This window comes from Vibrio sp. 10N.222.55.C6, assembly GCF_041473395.1.
GTDB lineage: Bacteria > Pseudomonadota > Gammaproteobacteria > Enterobacterales > Vibrionaceae > Vibrio > Vibrio crassostreae_C.
In genome coordinates this window covers 41,322-64,787 of the sequence record NZ_JBFRSD010000005.1, presented here as the reverse complement: position 1 = coordinate 64,787, position 23,466 = coordinate 41,322, and the positions used below count along the sequence as shown (strand labels likewise).

The following is a 23,466-nucleotide window of genomic DNA, read 5'->3' as shown; positions in this document are numbered from 1 at the left end:
AAGACAAAAATAGAGGGATTTACAATGTCAGAACATCAGGAATATTTGGCGCAAAGACAACTTAAAAGGGGCACTGCTGGGTGGATTTTGCTAGCAGGGTTAGGCGTTTCATACGTTATCTCTGGTGACTTTGCAGGCTGGAACTTTGGTATCGGTCAAGCTGGCTGGGGAGGCTTTCTTATTGCTGCAATTGCTATGGCGGTGATGTACTTTACCCTTGTCCTTTCTTTGGCGGAGATGTCTGCGGCTATTCCCGCTGCAGGAGGTGGCTATAGTTTTGCTCGACAAGCCATGGGACCAACGGGGGGATTTTTTACCGGCTTATCCGTCTTAATTGAGTATGCCCTTGCACCTGCCGCGATTGTCATTTTTATTGGCTCAGCGGTGAATGAACTAATGGGTATCGATGGTCCTCTTGTTTACGCGATCTTTTATGCCATCTTTATCGGTATTCATATGGCAGGGGTAGGAGAAGCTCTGAAAGTCATGATGGTCATCAGTGGGTTAGCCGTACTAGCAATTCTTATGACAGCAGGCGTATTGGTTAGTGAGTTTGATGCTAATAATCTGTTTGATATCGCTCCGGCAACCGCACAAGCCACAGAACTACTTCCTTTTGGTTGGTATGGTGTATGGGCGGCACTACCGTTTGCAATGTGGCTTTTTCTTGCGGTAGAAGGGGTTCCATTGGCTGCTGAAGAGGCGAAAAACCCGGCCAAGGATGTACCCAAAGGCATTATCGGCGCAATGCTATTCTTACTGGTCACCGCTACCTTAGTCGTTCTGCTGCTTGCGGGCGCTGTGGGTTCTGAAGCGATTGCGAATAGTGCCGTTCCTCTAGTCGATGCCTTGAAGTTGACCGGTAATCCAACCGTTGCAACGGCTGTTAATATACTAGGACTTGCAGGACTTATTGCTTCATTCTTCTCGATTATCTACGGTTATAGCCGCTTAGTGTTTGCATTGTCTCGTGCGGGTTACTTGCCTCAAAGCTTGTCGCTTACAAACAAAAACAAAGTGCCTGCTCGTGCTTTAGTGGTGCCGGGTGTGTTTGGTTTTGCTGTGTCATTGACCGGAGAAGGCGACCTGATCTTGGCGATGGCGGTAGTGGGGGCGACAGTGTCTTATGCATTAATGTCGCTTAGTCATATATTGTTGCGTATCAAGCAACCAGAGCTTCACCGTCCATACAAAACACCGGGTGGCATGCTGACTTCCGGCACTTCACTAGTGCTGTCGCTTATTGCAATGACGGGTGTTTATGCTTTTGACCCATCTGCATTCTTTATGACTATGGGACTCTTTGTGATTGGTGGTGCTTATTATGGCCTATATAGCCGTAATAAATTGGTCGCATCGACCGCTGAGGAAGAGTTTGAGATGCTGTCGGTTGCAGAGAAAGAGCTTGAGGCTACTAATTAGATTCAATTTCTAATGGTATTTAAGGCTCTAGTGCTTTGCAGGAGCCTTTATTACACTACTTGTAGTAACTTGCGTGTAAACCCCAATCGCCATCACCTCTAACGATAAATATTAATTTAGAAATAGTGCCGTTTTAGGATCATTTTCTTGGAACGTTTTTGTCCAGACACTTGTCATGATTTTTTATAACTAGTTAGATTCATAGCGACGAGCCCCGAAGTTCATTGATAGTGAAGTTTTCATCGCGCTAATCATGTCGATTGCCTTTCTCTAAAGATAAGTTGAAATGATGCAAAGGAAGAATTCGGCATAGATTATGAATGGGATTGATTCAGTAGACGGAATATATGATTCACTAGTAATTAGGATGAATTACTGTTCGCATGTGTATATGTAGCCTACTCCAGACTAATTTCCCTCACACCCCAACACTGCCACAAACGCATCCAAATACTTCTCTATAGTTAAATCCGCAGAAACTGGCGGAAGTTCTACGGTAATGCATGGCAGGTTTCTTTCCTGACACCATGTGCCGAATGAGCCTGGGGTTTCGTAATCCACGTCTTCAACGAGCGGTAGGTTGAATTGTTTGCTTAGCCAAGTGGCAAGCTCCGATTGGGTTGGGTCATCGACCATGGCGAGAGGTTCGTGGAAAGAGATGACGAATTTTGGCTTACGCTGTTCAATGAGTGTGATGAGGGACTGCACTTCAGGTTCAAGTTGTTCGGCTTGGCCGGTTTTCACTTTTACATCTCTGACTGGTGTGTGGGAGCTCCAGCGATAGACAGTGCCGTTTGCTGTCCAATTTTGAGTTGGGAAGGCACGGTTCAGGTCGACTTGGTTTGCGTTGGCACGTGTTCCTAATTGATTGCCATCTGGGTTCATAGACAGAATCACATCGTGTCGCAAGTTGGCGGCTGGCAAACTTCTTAGTGCACAAGACAAACCTGCGATAGAAGCGGTTTCGTCACCGTGCGTGCCTGCTAAGATCAGCCCGCGAGATTCGCTTTCTACTTGCGCGGGGAAATAGAGCAAGGGTGCGCCCAATACTGACTTTCCATATGTTAGCGGCTTTATTGAAAATGCAGCTCTTTCTGTTCTTGGAATTGAACTCACCTTTATCTCCTGATTGATCAAGTACTATCAAGTATTAACGATTACACAAACTTACTTAAATAAACTAAAGCGTTAAAACTCGTCAACAGTCGCATTGTTAATTTTATTACTTGCTTCAAAGATAGGCTAGGAGAGCAAAAACATATGGATTTTAAGAAACATTCAACGGCTTTACTCATTTCATCTCTATTGACCCCTTTTATCTCAGTAACTGCCGTTGCTGACACATTGCCTGCGGGAACTTCTCTGGCGAAAGAACAACATTTAGTTCGTGCTAACGATGCAGAAGCGGCGACGCTTGACCCTGCGAAAGCAGAAGGCCTGCCAGAAATGCACATTCTACGTGACCTATTTGAAGGTTTAGTGATTCAAGATCGCGATGGCAATATCACCCCAGGTGTTGCACAGTCTTGGGAAACCGAAGACAACCAGACGTTTGTATTCCACCTACGTAAAGACGCGAAATGGTCGAATGGCGATCCGGTGACGGCCGATGATTTCGTGTATGCGATAAGACGCGCGGTAGACCCTAAAACGGCATCGCCAAATGTGTGGTACCTAAAGCTTACTCAAATCAACAATATCGCTGACGTAGCCGAAGGCAAAAAGCCAGTTGAAGAGTTAGGTATCTCTGCAGTCGATAAACACACGGTGAAATTCGAACTCGATAGTAAAGTGCCTTACTTTGTGGCGATGACGGGCCACACATCCATGATGCCAGTGCACAAAGCAACCCTAGAAAGTAGTGACAAGCCGTGGAGCGATCCTAAGCAATTTGTTGGGAATGGTGCATTTGTGCTAGAGGAGTGGGTGGTGAACGAGCGCATTGAACTGAAGAAGAACCCAAAATACTGGGACAGTTCAGATACTCACTTAACCGAAGTAACTTATATTCCGTTTGAGAATCAGAATGCCTCGATTAACCGTTATGCAGTGGGCGAGGTCGATATTACTTCGGACGTGCCTACACACATGGCGCAGCAGCTTAAAAGCAAATACCAAGATGCGTTTACCACAGTGCCTCTGCTGTGTACTTACTACTACGCATTCAATACTACGCGACCACCATTCGATGACGCACGAGTCCGTAAGGCTGTCTCTTATTCCATGATGCGTGACGTTATCACCAATGGTGTTACTCAGGTGGGCAACTTACCGGCTTATACCTTTGCTCATGAGTACACGGCTGGTTTTGATGCGACACAACCTGAATACAGTACTTGGACTCAGAAGGAGCGTGATCAAAAAGCAAAAGAGCTACTGAAAGAAGCGGGCTACGATGCGTCTAATCCGTTGGACTTCAAACTGCTTTACAACACCAGTGAATCGAACAAGTCCATAGCAGTGGCGATTGCATCAATGCTGAAAGGCAACTTAGGTGCACAAGTTGAGCTTGAAAACCAAGAGTGGAAGTCTTACTTGGTGTCACGTCGCCAAGGTGATTTCGATGTAATGCGCGCCTCTTGGTGTGGTGACTATAACGAAGCATCAACCTTCTTGAGCCTATTGCGCTCTGGTTCTTCGGGTAACTTTGCGCGTTACAATAACGACAAGTACGACGCAGCAATGGACAGCGCCTTAGCTGCAACCAGTGAACAAGATCGCCAAGGTTTCTATGATCAAGCAGAACAGTTGTTGGCTGAAGATATGCCTATCGCGCCGATTTACTACTACATGCAGGCTCGCCTAGTGCGACCAAGTGTTGGCGGCTTTGCGAAGAACAACGTTGAAGGACGTATCTACTCTAAGGATCTTTATATCACAGAGTAATTGCGTTTGATTCACGCAGCGACACACCGCTAAAAACATGAAATAGCGAAAAGGGACGTTGATCATAAATATCTGATCAACGTCCCTTCGTCATTAATTTAACAGGATTAATGTTTGATTTCGTAACACTAAGCTCCCTGAATATTTCAATATGTACAACCTTAAGTTTCAGAAAGGAGAATAAACAGTAGGAGATTGATTATTATCGCATATAACCAAGGGTTATTTTGTGTATAACCGATTGACTTGTTTTTGTATGGCATCCTTCCTAGCTCATAGTTACACGAAAAACATTCAATATAATCTATATCTACTGACTGAGGTTGTTGTGAAAAAATCCCTATTACTAATTACGCTTGGAACATTATTTGGTTGTTCTTCAGTACCTCAGCCTAAAATACCTCAAGATCTTGTGAGCATCACAGATAGTCAATTGTGTGAGGCTTTCGGTGTGGCTTATGCGAGCAAAAATACAGAAGCTTTAGCTCATATTATGGAAGAGGCTGAAGCTAGAGGTATAGAGGAGAATGACTCTTGTAAGATGTTTATTGAGCTAGGAGCTCAGAAATATTTTGACTATATGGATTCCCCATCTGGATTCGAAAGCTTCATTAGTACCGTAGATGCAATAGGCACAGCAGGGCATACAAACAATCATACCCTTGAGGTTAAATAGTAAACCTATTCTAAAAATCTCTACATCACTGAGTAATAGAGCCTCTGACATATCAATAAAAATAAGAGATAGAAGCAAAGGGACGGTGATCATAAATATTGAATCAACGTCCCTTCGTCATTAATCTGTAACGGTAACCGCAAAAACTGAAACCTGATTGAAGTATTTTTCACTTTTATTTCAATCAGGTGAAGCCATGTTACCCTCTCTACGCGCTCTTGTTGCGTTCGAAGTTGTTGCTCGTCTGGGTTCCATTGGCGCGGCTGCCCGAGAGCTTTGTGTCACGCAAGCGGCGGTTAGCCAACAGCTCAAAAGTTTAGAAACCTTCCTCGCCTGCCATCCTTTTATAAAAAATACTCTTTTATCAGGCTTAATATTCAGCTGGTGGACTGGCCATCAACTAACCCTTGTCAGAATGTCGATATCGAGCTGACCAACGGCAAGGTCGAAAGCGAAGACACTCATTGCGAGCGATTGTTTCAAGAACATTGGCAACTGGTGTGGAGCCCTTTCAGATAAATTACGCTCAACAATTCAGAAGATCAAACTTGAGCAACAACCAACTCTAACAATTAAGTCTAGTTTTGGTATTAGCTTGCTATCAGAAAAGGAAAAGTGGAAAGACTGTGCGATCGCGCGCTTTATCAAGCAAAGCTAAAAGGACGAAATACAATTGTGATTGAAGAGTCATACCCGGCATCAACAAAAGCGATCTGCAGCTCTTAGTTTGACTAAGAGCCAACATCCACACAAATTGTTTTTGGCATGTTTTAGCCCTAAAAGGTTTTCGTCGCGCAAAGTGATGACGAAAATCGGTAAATAAAAGTCAAAAATAAAAACGCGAGCGGTAGATTGCGATTTATGTTGGTGCTACGTTATGAGCAATTTATAACATATAAGTCATGACACATTCGATTGAGAGATAACAGTTAACAATGAATAAGACAAAACGATATCCGGTCAACATAGTATTCAGTTACTTAATACTGTCATCATTATGGGTTTTATTCTCTGATCTCGCAGTTGAGTCACTATCAAATAATTTACACGAACATGCCTTAGCTCAGACAGTCAAAGGTCTGATCTTTATCATTCTAACGTCTATTTTATTATGGGTAATGGTCCAGAAAAATAATCGAGATTTAGAGGACGCTAACGATCTTGATAGTGTGACTGGACTTCATAGCCCTTCAGTCTTTTATCGATATTTAAATAAAAGACTGAAAAATTCTCAAGCCAGTGACCATTATGTCCTCTTCTTATTAGACATTGATAACTTCAAATCTGTCGCTGACCAGATCGGATTCGAGAATACTAATTCATTTTTAAAAGATATCGCACGATCTATTGAACTTCCTATAGAGCATCAACCGCTTTCATCACGAGTGCACTCAGATGGTTTCGCGTGCTTGGTTAAACTCAACCATACGGAACATATTGAATCCTACATTGCCCTCGTACATCGTAGATTTAACCAGTGTGCTTATCGTTATAATATTAATGCCACTTGCTGTATTGGCGCTGCTCTATTCCCCTCGGATGGGAATAATGCCAAGCAACTCATGGCATCTGCTACCCACGCCTTAACTGAAGCAAAGAAAAGCAAGGACACGATTGAATTTCATGACCCAAAACTCACTGAGCTTGAACGTCAACGTCAAGAAATGGTGCAAGAATTACGTAAAGCGATTGATGACAAAGCGATTGATATTGTGTTTCAGCCTAAATTCAACATTGAAAGTAGACTCGTCGCAGGTGTGGAGGTGTTGTCTCGTTGGACGCATGAGCGCTATGGTGTCGTTTCACCGGATATCTTTGTCGCGCTAGCAGAAGAGAATCATTTTTGTCGTGATTTGACTACGTTAGTTCTAGAGAAGACTGCGTCACAACTTAGGGCTAATGGCTTGCTAGGGAATGAGCTTAATAGTGTCTCGGTCAATATTTCAGCGGTAGAGCTAAATAGCGTTGATGACATGAACCATCTGGATGAATATCTACGAAAGGATCCCGAGTTTGCTCGCTTACTTTGTCTTGAAATCACTGAAACCGCTATTTTGAAAGATATAGATCAGTGTGCAATCGCTGTTCAGAAGTTAAAAAAACAAGGGGTGTCCTTTTCGATAGATGATTTCGGTGTTGGCTACACGTCTTTTGGTATATTTAGCAAATTGGATGTAGATGAAATCAAAGTCGATCGCAGTTACATCAGTGGGTTAGAAGATGATTATCGTTCGAGAGCTATAACGTCTGGTATCATTGATATAGCGCGAGGGTTTGGCATTAGTGTAGTGGCTGAAGGGGTTGAAAATGCTCAACAACTGTCAATTTTGAAAACGTTAAATTGCGAACAAGCCCAAGGTTATTATCTGGGCTACCCGATGCCATATAAACAGTTGAAAGAAAGTCTCACCTCTGAAATAGAACTATGTTCAACAACATAACTTAATACTTTTTCATCTAGGCGACAGAGATACAGATGACTTGTATCGAGAAGGATGCTGTTGGCCCAACTATAAGAAATCCCCATTCGTTGACTAGCCGAATGGGGATTTTAGTTACTAGGGGGTAGTAATTTTATCTTCTAACTTGTTTCAGGTTTTAGATAGCCACCATAGTCGCGGCTTTCTTCATTGCTTCCTTGGTTGAACACTCAATCACGTTCGCATTAGCAAAGCGGTGAGCGTCTTTCACTTGAATATCGTGAGCTAAGATAACCAGTCTTGAGTTCGCTACATCTAGGTCGCTGATGCGGTTCTGAATACCGTTTTGACCTTGAGTTTCTACCTTAATCTTAAGGCCTGCGGCTAAGCCTGCTTTCTCTAGTGCTTTCGCTGCCATGAAGGTGTGTGCAACACCTGAAGGGCAACATGTTACAGCTACGATGTCGTACTCGCCTTCGCCTGCTACAGGTGCCACTTGAGCTTGTACTGGTGCTTCAACCATGTATTCTTCTGTTTCTACCGCTACCGGTTTCCAGAAGCCTACGATAACGGCTGTGGTTAGTGAGCCAAGCGCAATACCGACGACGTACATTGGAATGTTGCTTGATACTGGCGCAGTGATTAGGCCGCCCCACGGTGCGTGCAGTAGAACGTCTGTCATGAAGCCAAACACACAGCCCACGATACCACCGGCAACGATTGAAGGAAGTACGCGCATTGGGTCATTTGCTGCGAATGGGATAGCACCCTCAGAGATACCGATAGAACCCATGATTGCTGCTGCTTTACCTGCTTCTTGCTCTTGTTTAGAGAACTTGTTTTTGAATAGGAAAGTCGCCAGTGCCATGCCTAGAGGTGGTGTACAAATCGCGATGCCTACGCCGCCCATTAGCCAAGGTTGCGTGTCTACTTGAGTTTGAGCAAATAGGGTCGCTACTTTGTTGATAGGGCCGCCCATATCAAACGCCGTCATACCACCAAGGATCGTGCCCAGAACCATCTTAGATGCGCCAGCCATTGAAGCTAGGAACTCGTTCATTGAAGACATGAACAGTTTGATTGGCTCACCGATGCCCCACAGTACGATACCTGCAGAGATTAACGTACCTAGAAGCGGGTAGATAAAGTACGCACCTAGCGCCGTCATGTTTGCAGAAAGCGGGATCTTCTTAAGTTGGAACACCACGCCACCGGCGATAAAGCCTGCCACGATACAACCAAGGAAGCCACCACCCATGTCAGCCATGATGCCAGAAGAGATCATCGCAGGAGCAAGTGCTGGTTTGTCTGCAATTGAGTAACCAATAAAGCCGCCAAGAATGATTGGGAAAAGAACAAGGCCTTTGATACCGATATTAGAGATGTCTGCCAGCAAGCCGACTGCAGGTACAGCACCTTTGCCTGATGCCATTACCGCTAACGCCAACAGAACACCACCGGCTACGATGAAAGGTAGCATGTGTGAGGTTCCGAAAAGCAGGTGGCCTTTCATGGTACTAAGGGTTTTTTTAAAGTCGCTACTACTGTTTTTATTATTGGTATTCGTAGCTTGAGTTGTTAGGGTGCTCATAATTTTCTACGCCTTATGAATTAATTAAAATATTAAGGATTTGTTGTTCGTCTTTTGCGTTATGGATATCTTGAATAAATTCATCGCTGAATTTTCCAAATAATTCTTGTAGTACATAAATATGATGGTCAGCACCGTTGTCGGGTGAGGCAATCATAAAAAACACGGTTGGGTTAATGCCGTCTTCATCGCCATATTCAATGCCTTCACGCTTAACACCGACAGCAATCGCCGGCTCAGTTACAGCCTTGCTTTTTGAGTGTGGGTAAGCGATGCCGTCCATTGAGGTAATGCTTTGAGATTCACGAATTTCGATGTCTGCCAAGAAGGCTTCTTTATTACTGATTCGGTTGTTTCCAAATAACATGCCTGCCAATTCTTCAAACAGTTCTTTTTTATTATTCGCTTGAAGGTTGTTATTAATTAAGTTGACGTTAGTTAGCTGTGTGATCATTTATTAACTCATTCACTATTGAAGTTCTTGAATTAAAATTAATGGATTAACCCGATTCGCGAAATAGCAAATAAAAGCCCTTCACTGTACATTTGTACCAAGCAAAATTAAGTGTGATTTGCATCATTCATCCAGTGTGAGATGAGTCATATTTGATGGTGTATTTCGGTGTTGAAATAACTTTCTGTAGGAAGAAAAAAGCTGTAGGAACAAAAATGCCCCGCAAAGCAGGGCATTATCAGTGTTTGTATCTACTCGGGAGAGCTAGATTTACTTGATAGAGCTAGCTGTAAGCACGCGCCACGCGTCCAACGCAATCCAGTTTGTAGCTCTCTGCGTAAGCTGGAATGAACACCGATTGGCCTTTCTCTATTACGCAGGTTTCACCACATTGATGAGTTAGCACCATGGGTTCATCGAGTGGTAATAGGATCTCGGCGCCTTCGGTTGTGATCTGTCGTTGCTGCGAATTTTGTACGATAGAGAACTTAAAATCCTCGACTGGAATTTGGTATTCCATCACATCACCTTGCTCAATAGGGCTGAGCAGTAGCCTATCTGCAGGCTTTTCATTGAATTGAGTACAAGAGACTAATTCATTGATATCCATGTACTTAGGCGTCAACCCTGCGCGGAGTACATTGTCTGAATTCGCCATCACTTCTAAGCCCGTACCTTTAATGTAAGCGTGCGGTGTCTCGGCATCCAGATACATCGCTTGTCCGGGCTTTAGGGTGATCACGTTCAATAGCAGTGGAGCAAACAACCCGACATCACCAGGATATTGCTCTTCCAGTTCTGAAATCAACTGGAACACAGGTGTATCTGAAAGCTTCGCCTTCATCAGCAACATGGTCAGCGCCATGCCTTTTTGTTCTCCTTGTAAAGACAATAAGCTCGCGAAGAAGCTCGCTAATCCATTGGGAGTTTGATCGCCTTGCAGGTCGTTGACCATCGAATGCAGCTCTGGAATATCAAGGTAATGGAAGTGCTCAAGGATCTCGCTGATTGATCTAAAACCATTCATCGCGGTGTAGTCAGTTAGGGCATACACCAGTTCTGGCTTGTGGTTGGCATCCTTGTAATTACGATTGCCTGCTGTCATCGGAATGCCTTGCTGCTCTTCTAGAGCATACCCAGATTCCGCTTGTTGCTTGTTCGGGTGAACTTGAACAGACAGCGCTTTCTCTGCTGCTAACACCTTGAATAGATATGGTAGTTCACCAAATCGACTTGCTATTTTCTCACTTAGAAACAGGTTTAGGTTCTTCGAAATAAGGTTCGACAACGTGGTTTGCTGACCATTGTCAGTGACCATCGAACAACCATTAGGATGAGCGCCCATCCAGATCTCCGCTTGCGGCTCACCAGACTGGTTATCAATACCAAACAGTTGGCTGAACGAAGAAGGGCTACCCCATGCGTAGTTTTGAATCACGTTGGTCATAGGGTAGAAAAAGCGTTGTACGAACGAATCGTTCGCTAAAGAAAAATCAGACATCGAAATCACCATGTAGGGAAACATGGCTTGAGCTCTACTCGATTTATTGAAATACGAGCTTAGAAGGGCTCAAGCCATTGGAGTTGAAATGGCTTAAGCCGCTGCTGTCGTTAGCTTGGCTTTGCGTAGATTTTTAAGCGCGATACAAGTCACCGCAGTTACGCCCGCACCTGATGCCATGCACAGCAGTGCCAACATTGGGTAGTTCATTGCACCTAACAGAGCTACAACTGGGCCACCATGGGCAACGCTGTTGGTGATACCAAACGAGAACGCCATAACCGCTGCAGTCATTGAGCCAAGCACGTTGGCAGGGATAACCGACATCGGATCTTGAGCCGCGAAAGGAATTGCACCTTCAGAGATACCCACTAAGCCCATCGCGCCTGCTGCTTTACCCGCTTCGATTTCAGAAGATTCGAATAGGTCGAACTTGCGGCCAAGTCTGGTTGCGATAGCCATACCCAGTGGAGCCACAGGGATTGCACACGCCATAGCACCCATGAATTGAGTTTGACCGCTGGCAATCATGCCGACCGAGAATAGGAATGCCACCTTGTTGAATGGGCCGCCCATATCAAAACCAGCCATACCACCCAGTACGATGCCTAGTAGAACCACGTTGCCTGTGCTCATGCTCGTTAGTAGTGCAGTAAGCGCATCCATCAGCCCTGCTATAGGTGCACCGATAACAAAGATGAACAGACCCGCGATGAATAGAGAACCAGTGATCGGAGCGATCATGATAGGCACAAGCGGTTGAACGAATTTGTGGTAGTTAAACGAAGTAATCCATTTAACGAAGTAACCCACCAATAGACCGGCGATGATTGCACCAATGAAGCCTGTACCTGCGTCAGCGCCATAGAAAGAACCGTTGTTAGCAATCCAGCCACCAATCAAGCCAGGGGTTAGGGCAGGGCGGTCGGCAATCGCGTAAGCAATGTAGCCAGCCAAGATTGGGATCATCAATGTGAAGGCAACCACGCCCACTTCGAGGATTTGGTTCCACATGCTGCCAGCAGGGATCGCCATGCCAGATTCACTAGGCTCGCCACCAATGGCTAGTGCTAGGGCAATCAAAAGACCGCCAGTCACTACGAATGGGATCATGTGAGATACGCCATTCATCAAGTAACGATAAAGGTCTGAACGTGCTTGTGAGGCTTTTTCTACAACAGATTGGTTGGTCGGCGTTTGTTCAGCTTGGTAACTAGGTGCGTTGAGCGCTTGCTTAATCAAGCCTTGTGCGTCTTTGATTGGTGCTTTTACGTTGGTGCTGATGACGCGTTTTCCGGCAAAGCGAGCCATGTCGACCTGTTTATCACAAGCCACGACAATCGCGTCGGCGCGTTCGATCTCTTCTTGAGTCGGGCTGTTTTTAACACCAATAGAACCGTTAGTTTCGACCTTGATGTCGTAGCCAAGAGCCGCCGCTCCTTTCTCTAGCGCTTCAGCTGCCAAATAAGTGTGCGCAACGCCAGCTGGGCAGCCTGTCACACCAATGATGAAGCCTTGTTTCTCAACGTTGGTTTCGGTTGCTGAAGGCTCAGGTTTGCTAAGCAGTAGTTCTAATGCTTCTTGTTCAGATTGAGCATTCATGAAGCTTTCGATAAAGCCTTCTTCAATCAGTTTTGAAGAAAGCTCTGCCAGTACTTCGATGTGGTGATCATCGCCGCCATCTGGAGACGCAATCATGAAGAACAGTTTTGATGGCTGACCGTCATCGGCGCCGTATTCGATACCCTGCTTGTGGACGCCGATAACAACCGCGGGTTTGATCACCGCAGCGCTTTTTGCGTGTGGCAGTGCGATGCCCTCTTCAAACCCAGTATTACCTTGTTCTTCACGAGCCTTAATGTCGGCAAGAAACTGTGCTTTGTCTGAAATACGGCCTTGTGCGTACAGCACGTCTATCAGCTCTTTAAATACGTCTTCTTTTGAATTAGCGCTAAGCGAAAGCTTAATCAAATCTTGATTGATCAATGTCGTGATCATAATGAACCCCTACTCTGTTTTTATTTTGTTAGGGGTATTCTGGAATCTACGGCTTGCCTTCTGTAGTGAAGAAAAAATGCATTTACTGGATGATTGTTGCCTTATAAATGGAGTGTGATTTTGATCGGTTAGGAGTGCCTGTTTGGGGGAGTGTTGACAGCTTTTATGAGGTTATAACGCTTTTATTGATAAGGGCTTAGATTGATTTTTCTATCATGATAACAGTGTTCTAAATCTGGCCTTAGACTGGAGATTTATTTCCACTACTGGATTTTTGTAACCTAGATCTCAAATTGTGATTTTGCTCAATAGCGCTATGTTTCACTAAGGAGTATATCTATTCCCGTAGCCTTATTGCTGCTTATAAGAGTTCGAAACAATGATATTTCATGAACTAATCTCGTCGGTATTAAACGAGCGAGAACCGTTTCATAACATCTGGTTTGCGGGAGATTTTCACACGCCTTCAGCATTCAGTTATCAGGTGAACTTTCCGCGTTTAGAGCTGGTGCTCGACGGTGAGTATATTAATGAAATGGAGAGTCATGATCGCAAGATCACCAATGTTGTTGCGAAAGCAGGGGATGCGATTTTCATCCCGCCTAACTGTTGGAACAAGCCGAACTGGGATACTGATTGTTCGGTACTGAGTATGTTGTTTGGGCGTCGTCAGCTTGGTTTAAGCTTGGTGAGCAAGCGCAAAGGGGAAGAGAGCTTCTACGATATCCAAAAGCATAGTATTCAGACTCGCTCTGGCTTTGCGATTGATAATATTTTGGAGGCGCTCAGCTCGTTAGCGCGCGAGAGCAACAAGCAGCCGATGGATGAATTATTGCTGCAAGCGTTGCTTCAATACAGCAAGACGATGCTGGATGCGCCTGTCGAGAAGTCTCACAGCCGCGTACAGGATGTGTATCAAGGGATCTGTATCTATATCCAAGAGAATTTCCACCGCCAGATCACGCGAGACAGCATCGCTTTGCGCTTTAGTATTTCATCCAACCATTTGTCGCGAATGTTTCGTCAACAAGGCCACATGACGCTGGCTGAATACATTACACGTGTGCGAATCGACCGCGCCAAGTTCATGCTCAAGAAATACAATTTCAAGCTCAATGAAGTGTCGGTACGTTGTGGCTTTAAGGATGTGAATTACTTCTGCCGAGTATTCAAAAACCGCACCGGAAGAACCCCGACTGAATATCGTGGTTCAATCTAATATCCCTTCAAATTGCCATTTTTGACCAGAGCTTATACGACCGAAATTTGTATGACTAGATCACCACAGTGAGCTCTGTGTTGTGGTGATCAATTTGCTTTGTGTTCTCCTCTGCCGTTTATTTCTACACCTTATTTCCCAACCTTATCTTTAGGCACGATTTCTATTTATCCCGTTTCACTAAATAACCCCAATTAATAACATTACGGGTTCGCTTTGCGAGTTGCTTATTATTTTTCGTTGCCTATTTATTGAATTAAACGTGTGAGAGTTGATGTATTAATGCGATGCATTTAATGAATGCTAAGTAAATTAAAAACCACTTATCGAGACGATAAAATCTTGTTATTGTTGTCCAGATTACTGATTGAAATGTTTTTAAGTTATTGATTTTAAATGTTTACTTTCCGTTGGATTGTTCTTTATTTACTAACGTGTAATTCATGCCTCGAAATCAAATATTCAGGTTTATACGCCCCATCACAACCTTGACTTATAATACTACAAATTAAAAATTCAATAGATAATATGCTCTTCAGATATTCATCATAAAGAAGACTTATACATGGAACTCAATACTCTGATCGTAGGAATTTATTTCCTTTTCCTTATCGCAATAGGTTGGATGTTTAGAACGTTCACCAGTACAACCAGTGACTATTTCCGCGGGGGCGGTAACATGCTTTGGTGGATGGTTGGCGCAACTGCGTTTATGACTCAGTTCAGTGCTTGGACCTTCACTGGCGCAGCGGGTAAAGCGTATGCCGATGGTATGGCTGTCGCGGTTATCTTCCTAGCGAACGCATTTGGTTACCTGATGAACTACCTGTACTTCGCTCCGAAATTCCGTCAACTACGCGTGGTAACGCCAATTGACGCGATTCGTATGCGTTTTGGTAGCTTCAACGAGCAAGTGTTTACTTGGTCTGGCATGCCGAACAGTATTGTTTCTGCGGGTATCTGGCTTAACGGCTTGGCGATTATCGCATCGGGTATCTTTGGCTTCGATATGACAACCACTATCGTTCTAACTGGTCTTGTTGTACTAGTGATGTCGGTAACGGGCGGTTCATGGGCGGTTATCGCGTCTGATTTCATGCAGATGGTTATCATCATGGCAGTAACCGTAACATGTGCTGCTGTGGCTATCGTGCAAGGTGGCGGCGTGACTGAAATCATCAACGATTTCCCTGTAGCAGAAGGCGCATCATTTGTTTCTGGTAACAACCTGAACTATGTAAGCATCTTCGGAATCTGGGCATTCTTCATCTTCTTCAAGCAGTTCAGTATCACCAACAATATGTTGAACTCTTACCGTTACCTAGCGGCAAAAGACTCTAAGAACGCGAAGAAAGCGGCGCTGTTGGCGTGTATTCTGATGACAATTGGTCCAATCATTTGGTTCATGCCACCTTGGTTTGTAGCAGGACAAGGCGTTGACCTTGCAGCACATTACCCAGACGCAGGTTCTAAAGCAGGCGACTTCGCTTACCTTTACTTCGTAGAGCAATACATGCCAGCGGGTATGGTGGGGCTTCTAATCGCAGCAATGTTCGCAGCAACCATGTCTTCTATGGACTCAGGCTTAAACCGTAACTCAGGTATCTTTGTAATCAACTTCTACCAACCGATTCTTCGTCCAAACGCGACAGAGAAAGAGTTGATGGTTGTATCTAAGTTGATGTCTTCGGTTTTCGGTGTCGCTATCATCCTTATCGCACTGTTTATCAATTCATTGAAAGGCTTGAGCTTGTTCGACACCATGATGTACGTAGGTGCATTAATCGGTTTCCCAATGACGATTCCAGCATTCTGTGGCTTCTTCATTAAGAAGACTCCGGACTGGGCAGGTTGGGGCACGTTAGTGGTTGGCGCGATTGTGTCTTACATCGTAGGCTTCGTGATTACCGCTGAAATGCTACAAAATTGGTTCAACCTAGAGCCGCTAACAGGTCGTGAATGGTCTGATTTGAAAGTAGCGGTAGGTCTGATTGCTCACTTAACGTTTACAGGCGGCTTCTTTCTTCTTTCGACTTTGTTCTATAAACCACTGGAAGCGTCTCGTCAGAAAGATGTTGATACCTTCTTCACTAACCTATCGACGCCTTTGGTTTCTGAATCAACCGCGCAGAAGAAACTGGATAACAAACAACGTCACATGCTGGGTTCATTGATCGCAGTGTCTGGTGTAGCTGTGATGGCGATGTTTGCTCTACCAAACCCATTTTGGGGAAGAATGATGTTCGTACTGTGTGGCGGTATCGTGTTTATCGTTGGTCTACTGTTAGTGAAAGCTGTAGACGACTCGGTTGAGGATGCGAAACAAGCGAAAAAAACGGCTTGAGTAACTAAACCTACAAGATAAGCAATTTAGAATAGAACGGCTGAGCGTAATTGCTCAGCCGTTTTTTATTGTGTGAGCAATTGGGATTATAACCAATGGAGTGAGCAACTTAGCTGAATAAGAAATTGAACTTAAAAGGGTGAGATGAATTAAATCAGACGAGAAGAGATGTACATCAACAGGGCTTGCAGGTCGACACTGCTTCGGGTCTTTTGCAGACGTTCATTGACCTGATCGTGAAGCAGGTTTCGAGTTAGGTTGGTCGCCGCCACAATGTGCTCACGCTGTGGCTTGGTTGGCAATACCAAAGCAATGGCTACATGCACTTCGCCAATACGTGATGCCCAGTCAATCGGGTCGTCACTGACAATAACGGCAATTGAGAGATCTTGAGTCGATTCAAACATCACATGCGGCAAGGCGATACCCGGTGACACGCACGTAGACGAGCGTTCTTCTCGCTTAATGAATGCCAGAATTAGTTCATCTGGGTCTTCTGGATAAACAAGGTGAGCGAGGCCTTTCAAGCATTCAAATTTGGTCAGTTGAGTTTGTGCTTTGGCATGGTGCCACTTGATGTCACAGGGCGGGCATATTTGCGGCATACGCTGGATTAGATCTTTCGAGAATTCATGGTTCACTTGTGAACCAACCATGTCGTAATGCTCAGCAATTACATCTTTGAGAACGAAACAGGCCAGCTCCGCATCAATCCCAACCGCGGTTATCTGACACAAATCACCACGAAGTAAACCTACTTGCAGCATCGCAACGGATTTGGAGAGATCAGCCGTTCGATTTTGAGTGATGTTGATAATGCGGATGTTGCTTTTGAACTTCTTCGCTAATCGAGTAAGGGGCTGCGCGACATGTGAGTTCGCGGAAGGATCGTTAACGAAGAAGGTGATCTGGTATTCGTTCATGAAAAGTTTAAGTTCGACAATGCTTAATAAAGACTTTATCGACACTCAACAACACCTCTTCCATGGGAATGAATACGGTTTTAGCTGGGTCGAACCGGCTTGGTTGTTCAATATCGATATCAGAGACGATCAACACTTTGTCTGCGAGGGTAATATCTTGGGCGGTCAGTAAGTTTTCAATACCCATAGCGCCTTGCGTCTCAACCTTGATTGAAACGTTGAACTTAGGGGCTGTTTTATTTAGAGCATCAGCTGCCATATAGGTGTGCGCAATGCCTGTAGGGCACGCAGTTACCGCTACAATTCTCATTATTATTCTCGGCTTAATCTCGTCCCTGTTACGTTACAAAAGCTACCTTTCAGAAGCTACCTTGGAAAAGCTATCTTGCATGGAAAATCCAGTATAGAAAGCTCGCATAAGGGAGGGGCGATATTGTTATGGGTTCTGTGGATTTTATGGATTGGCGTTTTTTATTCCAAGGTGAAAGTCACACTCTGAGTTCTTGGTTACAATAATCCAGTTAATGCACCTTTCGTCCTATATATTGAGTGCCTTCACACCGTTAATCTTTTCATCTTATTAACCTTATCTCTAGGTTAACAGATACTAATTACTTCAGTCTGAAATCAGGCGAGGCAGAGCAGCATATGGATATCACCAACATTATCGAGCCCGAGATCATCTGCTTAGATTTACAAGCAGACTCAAAACAGGCGGTATTTGAAGAGCTTGTTGAACTGCTCGACCGTGCCGGTAAGCTCTCCAATAAACGTGAATTCCTTGATGATATCTGGAAGCGTGAAGCCATCGGTAATACAGGCTTTGACGATGGTATTGCGATTCCACACGCGAAAAGTACTGCCGTAGCTAAACCAGCTGTGGCGGTAGGTATCAGCCGATCTGGCATCGATTATGGCGCAGACGGCGGCGAGCTGTCGGACGTGTTCTTTATGCTCGCTTCACCAAACAACCACGACGACCACCATATCGAGGTACTAGCTCAGATTTCGACCAGACTTATCGAAGATGGCTTTGTTACAAAATTAAAGGCGGTGGAGTCGGTCGAAGAAGCTCAAGAGCTGTTTCTCGAAGCCAATTTTGAACCTTTCGATAGTTACGCCTCTAGCCATCATGAAGTTTATGTCGAACCACTAAGCCCTTGGGCACAATCTCTTAATCGTCTTAAAGAACACTTGTTATACGGCACCTCACACATGATTCCATTCGTGGTCGCGGGTGGTGTGCTTTTGTCTTTGTCGGTAATGATGTCGGGTCATGGCGCAGTGCCTGAGAGTGGCGTTTTGGCTGACATCGCACAAATGGGCATCGCAGGGTTAACCCTGTTTACCGCCGTGCTGGGTGGTTACATCGCGTATTCAATGGCCGACAAACCGGGTTTAGCGCCCGGTATGATTGGTTCTTGGGTCGCGGTCAATCAATACAACACCGGTTTTCTCGGTGCAATTGTGGTCGGCTTCTTTGCGGGTTTTGTGGTGAATCTGCTCAAGAAGATCAAACTGCCAGATAGCATGATCTCGCTGAGCTCGATCTTCATCTATCCACTAGTCGGCACCTTTGTTACCTGTGGCGCTGTGATGTGGGTGATTGGTTCTCCTATTGCCCAAGTGATGCTAGAGATGAACCAGATGCTGACTGGCATGGCAGGTTCAGGAAAAGTGGTGTTGGGTAGCATTTTGGGTGCGATGACGGCCTTTGATATGGGCGGCCCGATCAATAAGGTCGCAACGCTGTTTGCCCAAACTCAGGTGAATACTCAGCCATGGTTGATGGGCGGCGTCGGGATTGCGATTTGTACGCCACCTCTAGGTATGGCATTGGCGACTTTCTTATCGCCGAAGAAATTCAAAAGAGACGAGCGTGAAGCGGGTAAAGCGGCGGGCATTATGGGAATGATCGGCATCAGTGAAGGCGCGATTCCTTTTGCTGCCGCCGATCCTGCGCGCGTTCTGCCTGCGGTTGTGGCTGGTGGCATTGTAGGTAACGTGGTTGGCTTTATGTTCCATGTAGTGAATCATGCACCATGGGGCGGCTGGATTGTATTGCCAGTGGTTGATGGCAAGATTGGCTATATCGTCGGGACACTAGCGGGGGCTCTAACAACAGCTCTTATCGTGATTCTTCTGAAAAAGAACGTGGTCGAAGGCGAAGCGAACTCTAATCAGTTCACGGGTGGCTCGGTAACGGAAGAAGGGCAAGCGGAGGTATTGGCGATTACTTCTTGTCCGTCAGGCGTTGCCCACACATTCTTAGCAGCGAAATCCTTAGAAAAGGCGGCGCATCATCTTGGGGTTCGGATTAAAGTCGAAACGCAGGGTGCCAACGGAATAGGCAATCGTATCACGCAGAAAGATATTGAAAGGGCGAGGCTGGTGATCTTTGCTCACGACGTGGCGATTAAAGAAGTAGAACGCTTTGCGAACGTGAAAACGTTAGATGTCAGTACTAAGGAAGCGATGCTTAATGCTCAGGCGTTGATCATGAGAAAGGTGTAACTCTTTAAACCGCAAAGTTTATCATCTATAAAGTTAACTAGATCAAAACTAAAAAGACTCCGCTCAGGCCGGTTAAGGTGAAAGTGGAGTCTTTTTGTATCGCTTTCTAATGTATAAGTTCAGCCCTTAAAAAGGGTGGTACTTAAATACGTCTTCAACCATTGAGTTGAGCAAATCGATATCGTCACAGGTTTTGGCGTAAGTACGCAGGCCTGCGATTTGAACCTGAACATGACGAGCAAGTTGAGTCGGATCGCGCTCTTTGCTGATCTCACCCAATTCTTGTGATTCTGAAATCAGCTTGGCGAACTCACCTTCCATTATCTTGAGTGACTTCTTCGCTTCTGCTAACAATTCTGCGTGTTCATCAGTCAGTTCTGCGACCGTTTTAGCCAACATACACATGCCGTTTGGTGCGCTCTGTTTCGATTCGACAACCGCACGTTTTACGAAGTTTTCCAACGCTTTGATAGGCGATTCGGTTTCACTGCGGAAGCGGTTCAGATTCAGGATGCCAAGTTCGGTATAGCGAGCAAGCGTCTCTTTAAACAAACCTTCTTTGCTGCCGAACGTCGCGTAGATGCTGCCCGGACGCATATCAATCACGTCTTGCAGGTTACGCATAGAAGTCGCATGAAAGCCCTTTTCCCAATACAGGTTCGTTGCTTTATCTACTACATCTTGTCTATCGAACTTCGCAGTCTTGGCCATAACATCTACTTCATTAATCTGAACATATGTTCAATATTTTATGCTGAACGCCCGTTCTAGTAAAGGTGTGTTTAGCTGCTTTGCGCAGGCTTAGAACATCAAAGAGTTAATAAAACATCCAGATCATCAGGAAATAATCTTAATCATCAATAACTTCTACGGTCTTGTGCTGAGCGCCGTAGTAGGTGCCTTCATCGATGGTGTACATCAATGTTGCTTCGCACTCTGGACAATCGAATTCCTCATTGGGTTCAATAGCCGCTTCTTCTACCCATTCCCAACCGATATGTTCTTCGCAAGCGGGACAATCCATACAATATCTCTCAGTTGTTGTCGCATATTTATTGCGAATCTCTACTTTGATAATTCGGCATTATACATATTTAGTTAACGAGGAATAGACAGTTAATCAGCGCAGAATAGGGAGTTGATTAGTTGTGAATCAATCGCTGGTGAGCGTTGAATCTATAGTTAGTTCTGAATATATCGTTTTCTCTGAGCACATAATTGGTGCAGGCCTACCCCTTTTGGGTAGTTAAAGTGTGTCAGATTTCAGTCGCTTACGTCAATAAAATGTTGTCGCATGTGTTTTGGGTATCGTTAGGTCGCTTAGCTAACAGTTTTATCGGTAAATCAATGAATTTTGTAAGGTTAAATGTTACCTTCATCGCATCGCGATCTGTGTGTCACGGTAATTGATGCACATTGATCAAGTTGAATAATTATACAGTCACAATTGAGGCGCATCTTATTAAGGGTGTGCGAGTTAGATGACTGAAAAGATTTGTTAGCTGCTAGGGAAATGATAATGAAATTAACCGATATGTCTTTTAAGCAAAAAATCATCGCTTTGCTTATTTTACCGATCTTGGGATTTCTATGGCTTAGCGTTTCTGCGATTTCAAAAGGCGTAGAAACCACCAGTGAATTGTCTTCATTAAACCAACTTACCCGTTTGTCGGTTGTGTACAGTGAACTTGTGCATGAGTTACAAAAAGAGCGTGGAATGACGGCTGGGTTTATCGGCTCACAGGGCACTAAGTTTGTCAGTGAACTACGTGCACAAAGAGCCAGTGCAGATAATAGACGTAATCTGAAAACCGAATACTGGCAATCTGCTGAAATCGATTTACCGCAGATCACTCGGCTGAACACTGAAATAAGCCAAAGCCTAAATCAAATTACTTCTATTCGTAATCGGGTCGATTCTCAATCGATTCCGCTGTCTGAGGCTTTGGGTTATTACACCCAACTTAATGCAAAGCTGCTGAGCGTATCGGCGTTAATTGCTGAGCTTAGCTCTGATGCTGCCATCACCACTGAAACCATCGCTTACTACAACTTTTTGCAAGGTAAAGAGCGAGCGGGTATCGAGCGTGCTGTCCTAAATAATACCTTCTCTAAAAATGAATTTGGCCCAGGCATGTTGGTTAAATTCATCTCTTTGGTGACTGAGCAAGATACCTATTTCTCAAACTTTGAGGTATTGAGTAACCCAGCTAACGTTCGTTTCTTTGAACAGCAATTGAATGATCGTTCGGTGGCAGAAGTAGAAAAGCTTCGTGGTTTGGCTGAATCTAAGATGAGCGGTTTTGATGTTGATCCTGTGTACTGGTTCTCGCAATCTACCGCTCGTATTGTTCAGCTAAAGAAAACAGAAAACCGCCTAGCAGAGTCGCTTATCGCACTGACAGAGAAAAAAATGTCAGAGGCGCAGTCTGCGATGATGATGAGTATTGGTCTGTTTGCTTTGGTAACCTTGTTCGCGACCTTCGTGAGCTATAAGGCGATCAGCGACCTGACGATGAGAGTAAAAGATCTTACAGTGATGTTGTCTAAGGTTCGTAATGACAACGACTTAACAGTTCGCGCTAAGTTCGTTGGCAACAGCGAGCTTGGACAGATCTCTTCGGCACTCAACGAAACGCTAGAGAAGTTTTCAAACGTTATCGACAACCTGTCTCAGTCGAGTCTGACCTTAGCTTCAGCCGCTGAAGAAACCTCACAAACCTGTCACTACAATTCGAACACGCTAGTGCAACAACAAGACCAAATTGGCTTGGTTGCGACGGCGACAGAAGAGTTATCAGCAACGGTAAATGAGGTGGCGGCTAAAACTCAGCAGACAGCAAGTTCCGCTAAACTGGTCGATGAGCAGTCTCAAGAAGGTTTGAGTACGGTTCAAAACTCTTACCACTCTATCGAAAAACTGGCATCTGAAATTAATGATCTAGCGGAAAAGATCACGCACTTACACGAGAGCAGTAATAACATCAACAGTGTGATTGATGTGATTAAGTCCGTCGCTGAACAGACTAACTTGTTAGCATTGAACGCGGCAATTGAAGCGGCAAGAGCGGGTGAGCAAGGTCGTGGATTTGCGGTAGTGGCTGATGAAGTTCGCACGTTAGCACAGCGTACTCAGCAGTCGACAGCTGAAATTGAAGGTTTCATCAGCTCGTTACAGTCTGATGTGCAAACCGCGTTTAATGTGATTGATAACAGTCAGAAGATGTCGTCTAAAGCGGTTGAGGATTCAAAAGAGGTGGAACACACCTTACAAGTTATCTCAGCATCGGTGAGCGAGATCTTTAGCATGACTGAGCAGATCGCAACCGCTACCGAAGAGCAAGCGGTAGTGACTCAAGATATTGCTCAAAACGTCATGGCAGTAGAGCAGAAGTCGACAGAATCTACGACAGGTGCAACGCAAATAGCTGCAACAGCCAAAGAACAAGCTCAGTTAGCAGCTTCATTGAAAGATATTGCGAGTACGTTTAAGAGCTAACTAGCAAGCACTCCAATAA

Annotated in this window: 17 protein-coding genes and 2 pseudogenes; 10 read left to right on the top strand and 9 right to left on the bottom strand. The window is 44.8% G+C overall.

What is annotated here, in order from left to right; all coding sequences use genetic code 11:
* Positions 1-24 precede the first annotated feature (24 nt).
* Entirely contained in the window at positions 25-1,422 is a 1,398-nt protein-coding gene (gene eat, locus AB4486_RS06025) for an ethanolamine permease (RefSeq protein ID WP_017061647.1), read from the top strand.
* Positions 1,423-1,830: 408 nt separating this feature from the next.
* Here the strand turns inward: eat and mpaA are convergent, their stop codons facing one another.
* On the bottom strand, positions 1,831-2,538 hold the full coding sequence (gene mpaA / locus AB4486_RS06020; protein ID WP_372100885.1) for a murein tripeptide amidase MpaA: 708 nt from the start codon (positions 2,536-2,538) through the stop codon (positions 1,831-1,833).
* Between the two features lie 144 nt (positions 2,539-2,682).
* Here mpaA and AB4486_RS06015 point away from each other — a divergent pair, with 144 nt between their 5' ends.
* From AB4486_RS06015 to AB4486_RS05995, 5 genes and pseudogenes are all read left to right on the top strand, one after another.
* Complete coding sequence (locus tag AB4486_RS06015; protein ID WP_372116692.1) at positions 2,683-4,308, top strand: ABC transporter substrate-binding protein; 1,626 nt, start codon at positions 2,683-2,685, stop codon at positions 4,306-4,308.
* Positions 4,309-4,636: 328 nt separating this feature from the next.
* Entirely contained in the window at positions 4,637-4,984 is a 348-nt protein-coding gene (locus tag AB4486_RS06010) for a hypothetical protein (protein WP_133149730.1), read from the top strand.
* A gap of 196 nt (positions 4,985-5,180) precedes the next feature.
* A pseudogene (locus AB4486_RS06005) lies at positions 5,181-5,494 on the top strand (LysR family transcriptional regulator); the annotation flags it as partial.
* Positions 5,490-5,710 (top strand): annotated as a pseudogene (locus AB4486_RS06000) (GGDEF domain-containing protein); the annotation flags it as partial. The pseudogenes AB4486_RS06005 and AB4486_RS06000, both read left to right, overlap by 5 nt.
* 209 nt (positions 5,711-5,919) lie before the next feature.
* A complete protein-coding gene (locus AB4486_RS05995; RefSeq protein ID WP_372116690.1) occupies positions 5,920-7,425 on the top strand; it encodes a putative bifunctional diguanylate cyclase/phosphodiesterase in 1,506 nt (501 codons plus the stop codon).
* Between the two features lie 157 nt (positions 7,426-7,582).
* Here AB4486_RS05995 and AB4486_RS05990 read toward each other — a convergent pair whose 3' ends face one another.
* The 4 genes from AB4486_RS05990 to AB4486_RS05975 all read right to left on the bottom strand — a co-directional run bounded on the left by AB4486_RS05990 (position 7,583) and on the right by AB4486_RS05975 (position 12,948).
* On the bottom strand, positions 7,583-8,995 hold the full coding sequence (locus AB4486_RS05990; protein WP_372116688.1) for a fructose-specific PTS transporter subunit EIIC: 1,413 nt from the start codon (positions 8,993-8,995) through the stop codon (positions 7,583-7,585).
* A 13-nt stretch (positions 8,996-9,008) separates the two neighbouring features.
* Positions 9,009-9,449 (bottom strand): PTS sugar transporter subunit IIA, encoded by a 441-nt coding sequence (locus tag AB4486_RS05985; RefSeq protein WP_372116687.1) that lies wholly within the window; start codon positions 9,447-9,449, stop codon positions 9,009-9,011.
* Between the two features lie 283 nt (positions 9,450-9,732).
* The gene (gene manA, locus AB4486_RS05980; RefSeq protein ID WP_372116685.1) at positions 9,733-10,950 is read right to left on the bottom strand and encodes a mannose-6-phosphate isomerase, class I; all 1,218 of its coding nucleotides are present in this window, start codon (positions 10,948-10,950) and stop codon (positions 9,733-9,735) included.
* A gap of 93 nt (positions 10,951-11,043) precedes the next feature.
* Entirely contained in the window at positions 11,044-12,948 is a 1,905-nt protein-coding gene (locus tag AB4486_RS05975; protein WP_372100890.1) for a fructose-specific PTS transporter subunit EIIC, read from the bottom strand.
* Between the two features lie 379 nt (positions 12,949-13,327).
* Here AB4486_RS05975 and AB4486_RS05970 point away from each other — a divergent pair, with 379 nt between their 5' ends.
* Positions 13,328-14,167 (top strand): helix-turn-helix transcriptional regulator, encoded by an 840-nt coding sequence (locus AB4486_RS05970; RefSeq protein WP_372116684.1) that lies wholly within the window; start codon positions 13,328-13,330, stop codon positions 14,165-14,167.
* Between the two features lie 565 nt (positions 14,168-14,732).
* Positions 14,733-16,511, top strand: a complete 1,779-nt coding sequence (locus AB4486_RS05965) for a sodium:solute symporter family protein (protein WP_372116682.1) — start codon at positions 14,733-14,735, stop codon at positions 16,509-16,511.
* 149 nt (positions 16,512-16,660) lie between these two features.
* Here AB4486_RS05965 and AB4486_RS05960 read toward each other — a convergent pair whose 3' ends face one another.
* Together AB4486_RS05960 and AB4486_RS05955 are read right to left on the bottom strand one after the other, a co-directional pair.
* On the bottom strand, positions 16,661-17,434 hold the full coding sequence (locus AB4486_RS05960; RefSeq protein ID WP_280544229.1) for a PTS sugar transporter subunit IIA: 774 nt from the start codon (positions 17,432-17,434) through the stop codon (positions 16,661-16,663).
* Positions 17,435-17,441: 7 nt separating this feature from the next.
* Positions 17,442-17,744, bottom strand: coding sequence for a PTS fructose transporter subunit IIB (locus AB4486_RS05955; protein WP_004732927.1), 303 nt, complete (start codon positions 17,742-17,744; stop codon positions 17,442-17,444).
* Positions 17,745-18,082: 338 nt separating this feature from the next.
* Here AB4486_RS05955 and AB4486_RS05950 point away from each other — a divergent pair, with 338 nt between their 5' ends.
* Positions 18,083-19,948 carry a fructose-specific PTS transporter subunit EIIC gene (locus AB4486_RS05950; protein ID WP_372116680.1) on the top strand — a complete coding sequence of 622 codons (1,866 nt, stop codon included), beginning with the start codon at positions 18,083-18,085 and terminating at the stop codon, positions 19,946-19,948.
* 126 nt (positions 19,949-20,074) lie between these two features.
* On the opposite strand, the gene AB4486_RS05945 is transcribed toward AB4486_RS05950, so the two are convergent.
* Positions 20,075-20,659 carry a TetR/AcrR family transcriptional regulator gene (locus tag AB4486_RS05945; RefSeq protein WP_017061660.1) on the bottom strand — a complete coding sequence of 195 codons (585 nt, stop codon included), beginning with the start codon at positions 20,657-20,659 and terminating at the stop codon, positions 20,075-20,077.
* A gap of 139 nt (positions 20,660-20,798) precedes the next feature.
* Complete coding sequence (locus AB4486_RS05940; RefSeq protein ID WP_017061661.1) at positions 20,799-20,972, bottom strand: hypothetical protein; 174 nt, start codon at positions 20,970-20,972, stop codon at positions 20,799-20,801.
* A gap of 495 nt (positions 20,973-21,467) precedes the next feature.
* On the opposite strand from AB4486_RS05940, the gene AB4486_RS05935 reads away from it, so the two are divergent.
* Positions 21,468-23,447 carry a methyl-accepting chemotaxis protein gene (locus AB4486_RS05935; protein ID WP_372116678.1) on the top strand — a complete coding sequence of 660 codons (1,980 nt, stop codon included), beginning with the start codon at positions 21,468-21,470 and terminating at the stop codon, positions 23,445-23,447.
* Positions 23,448-23,466 lie beyond the last annotated feature (19 nt).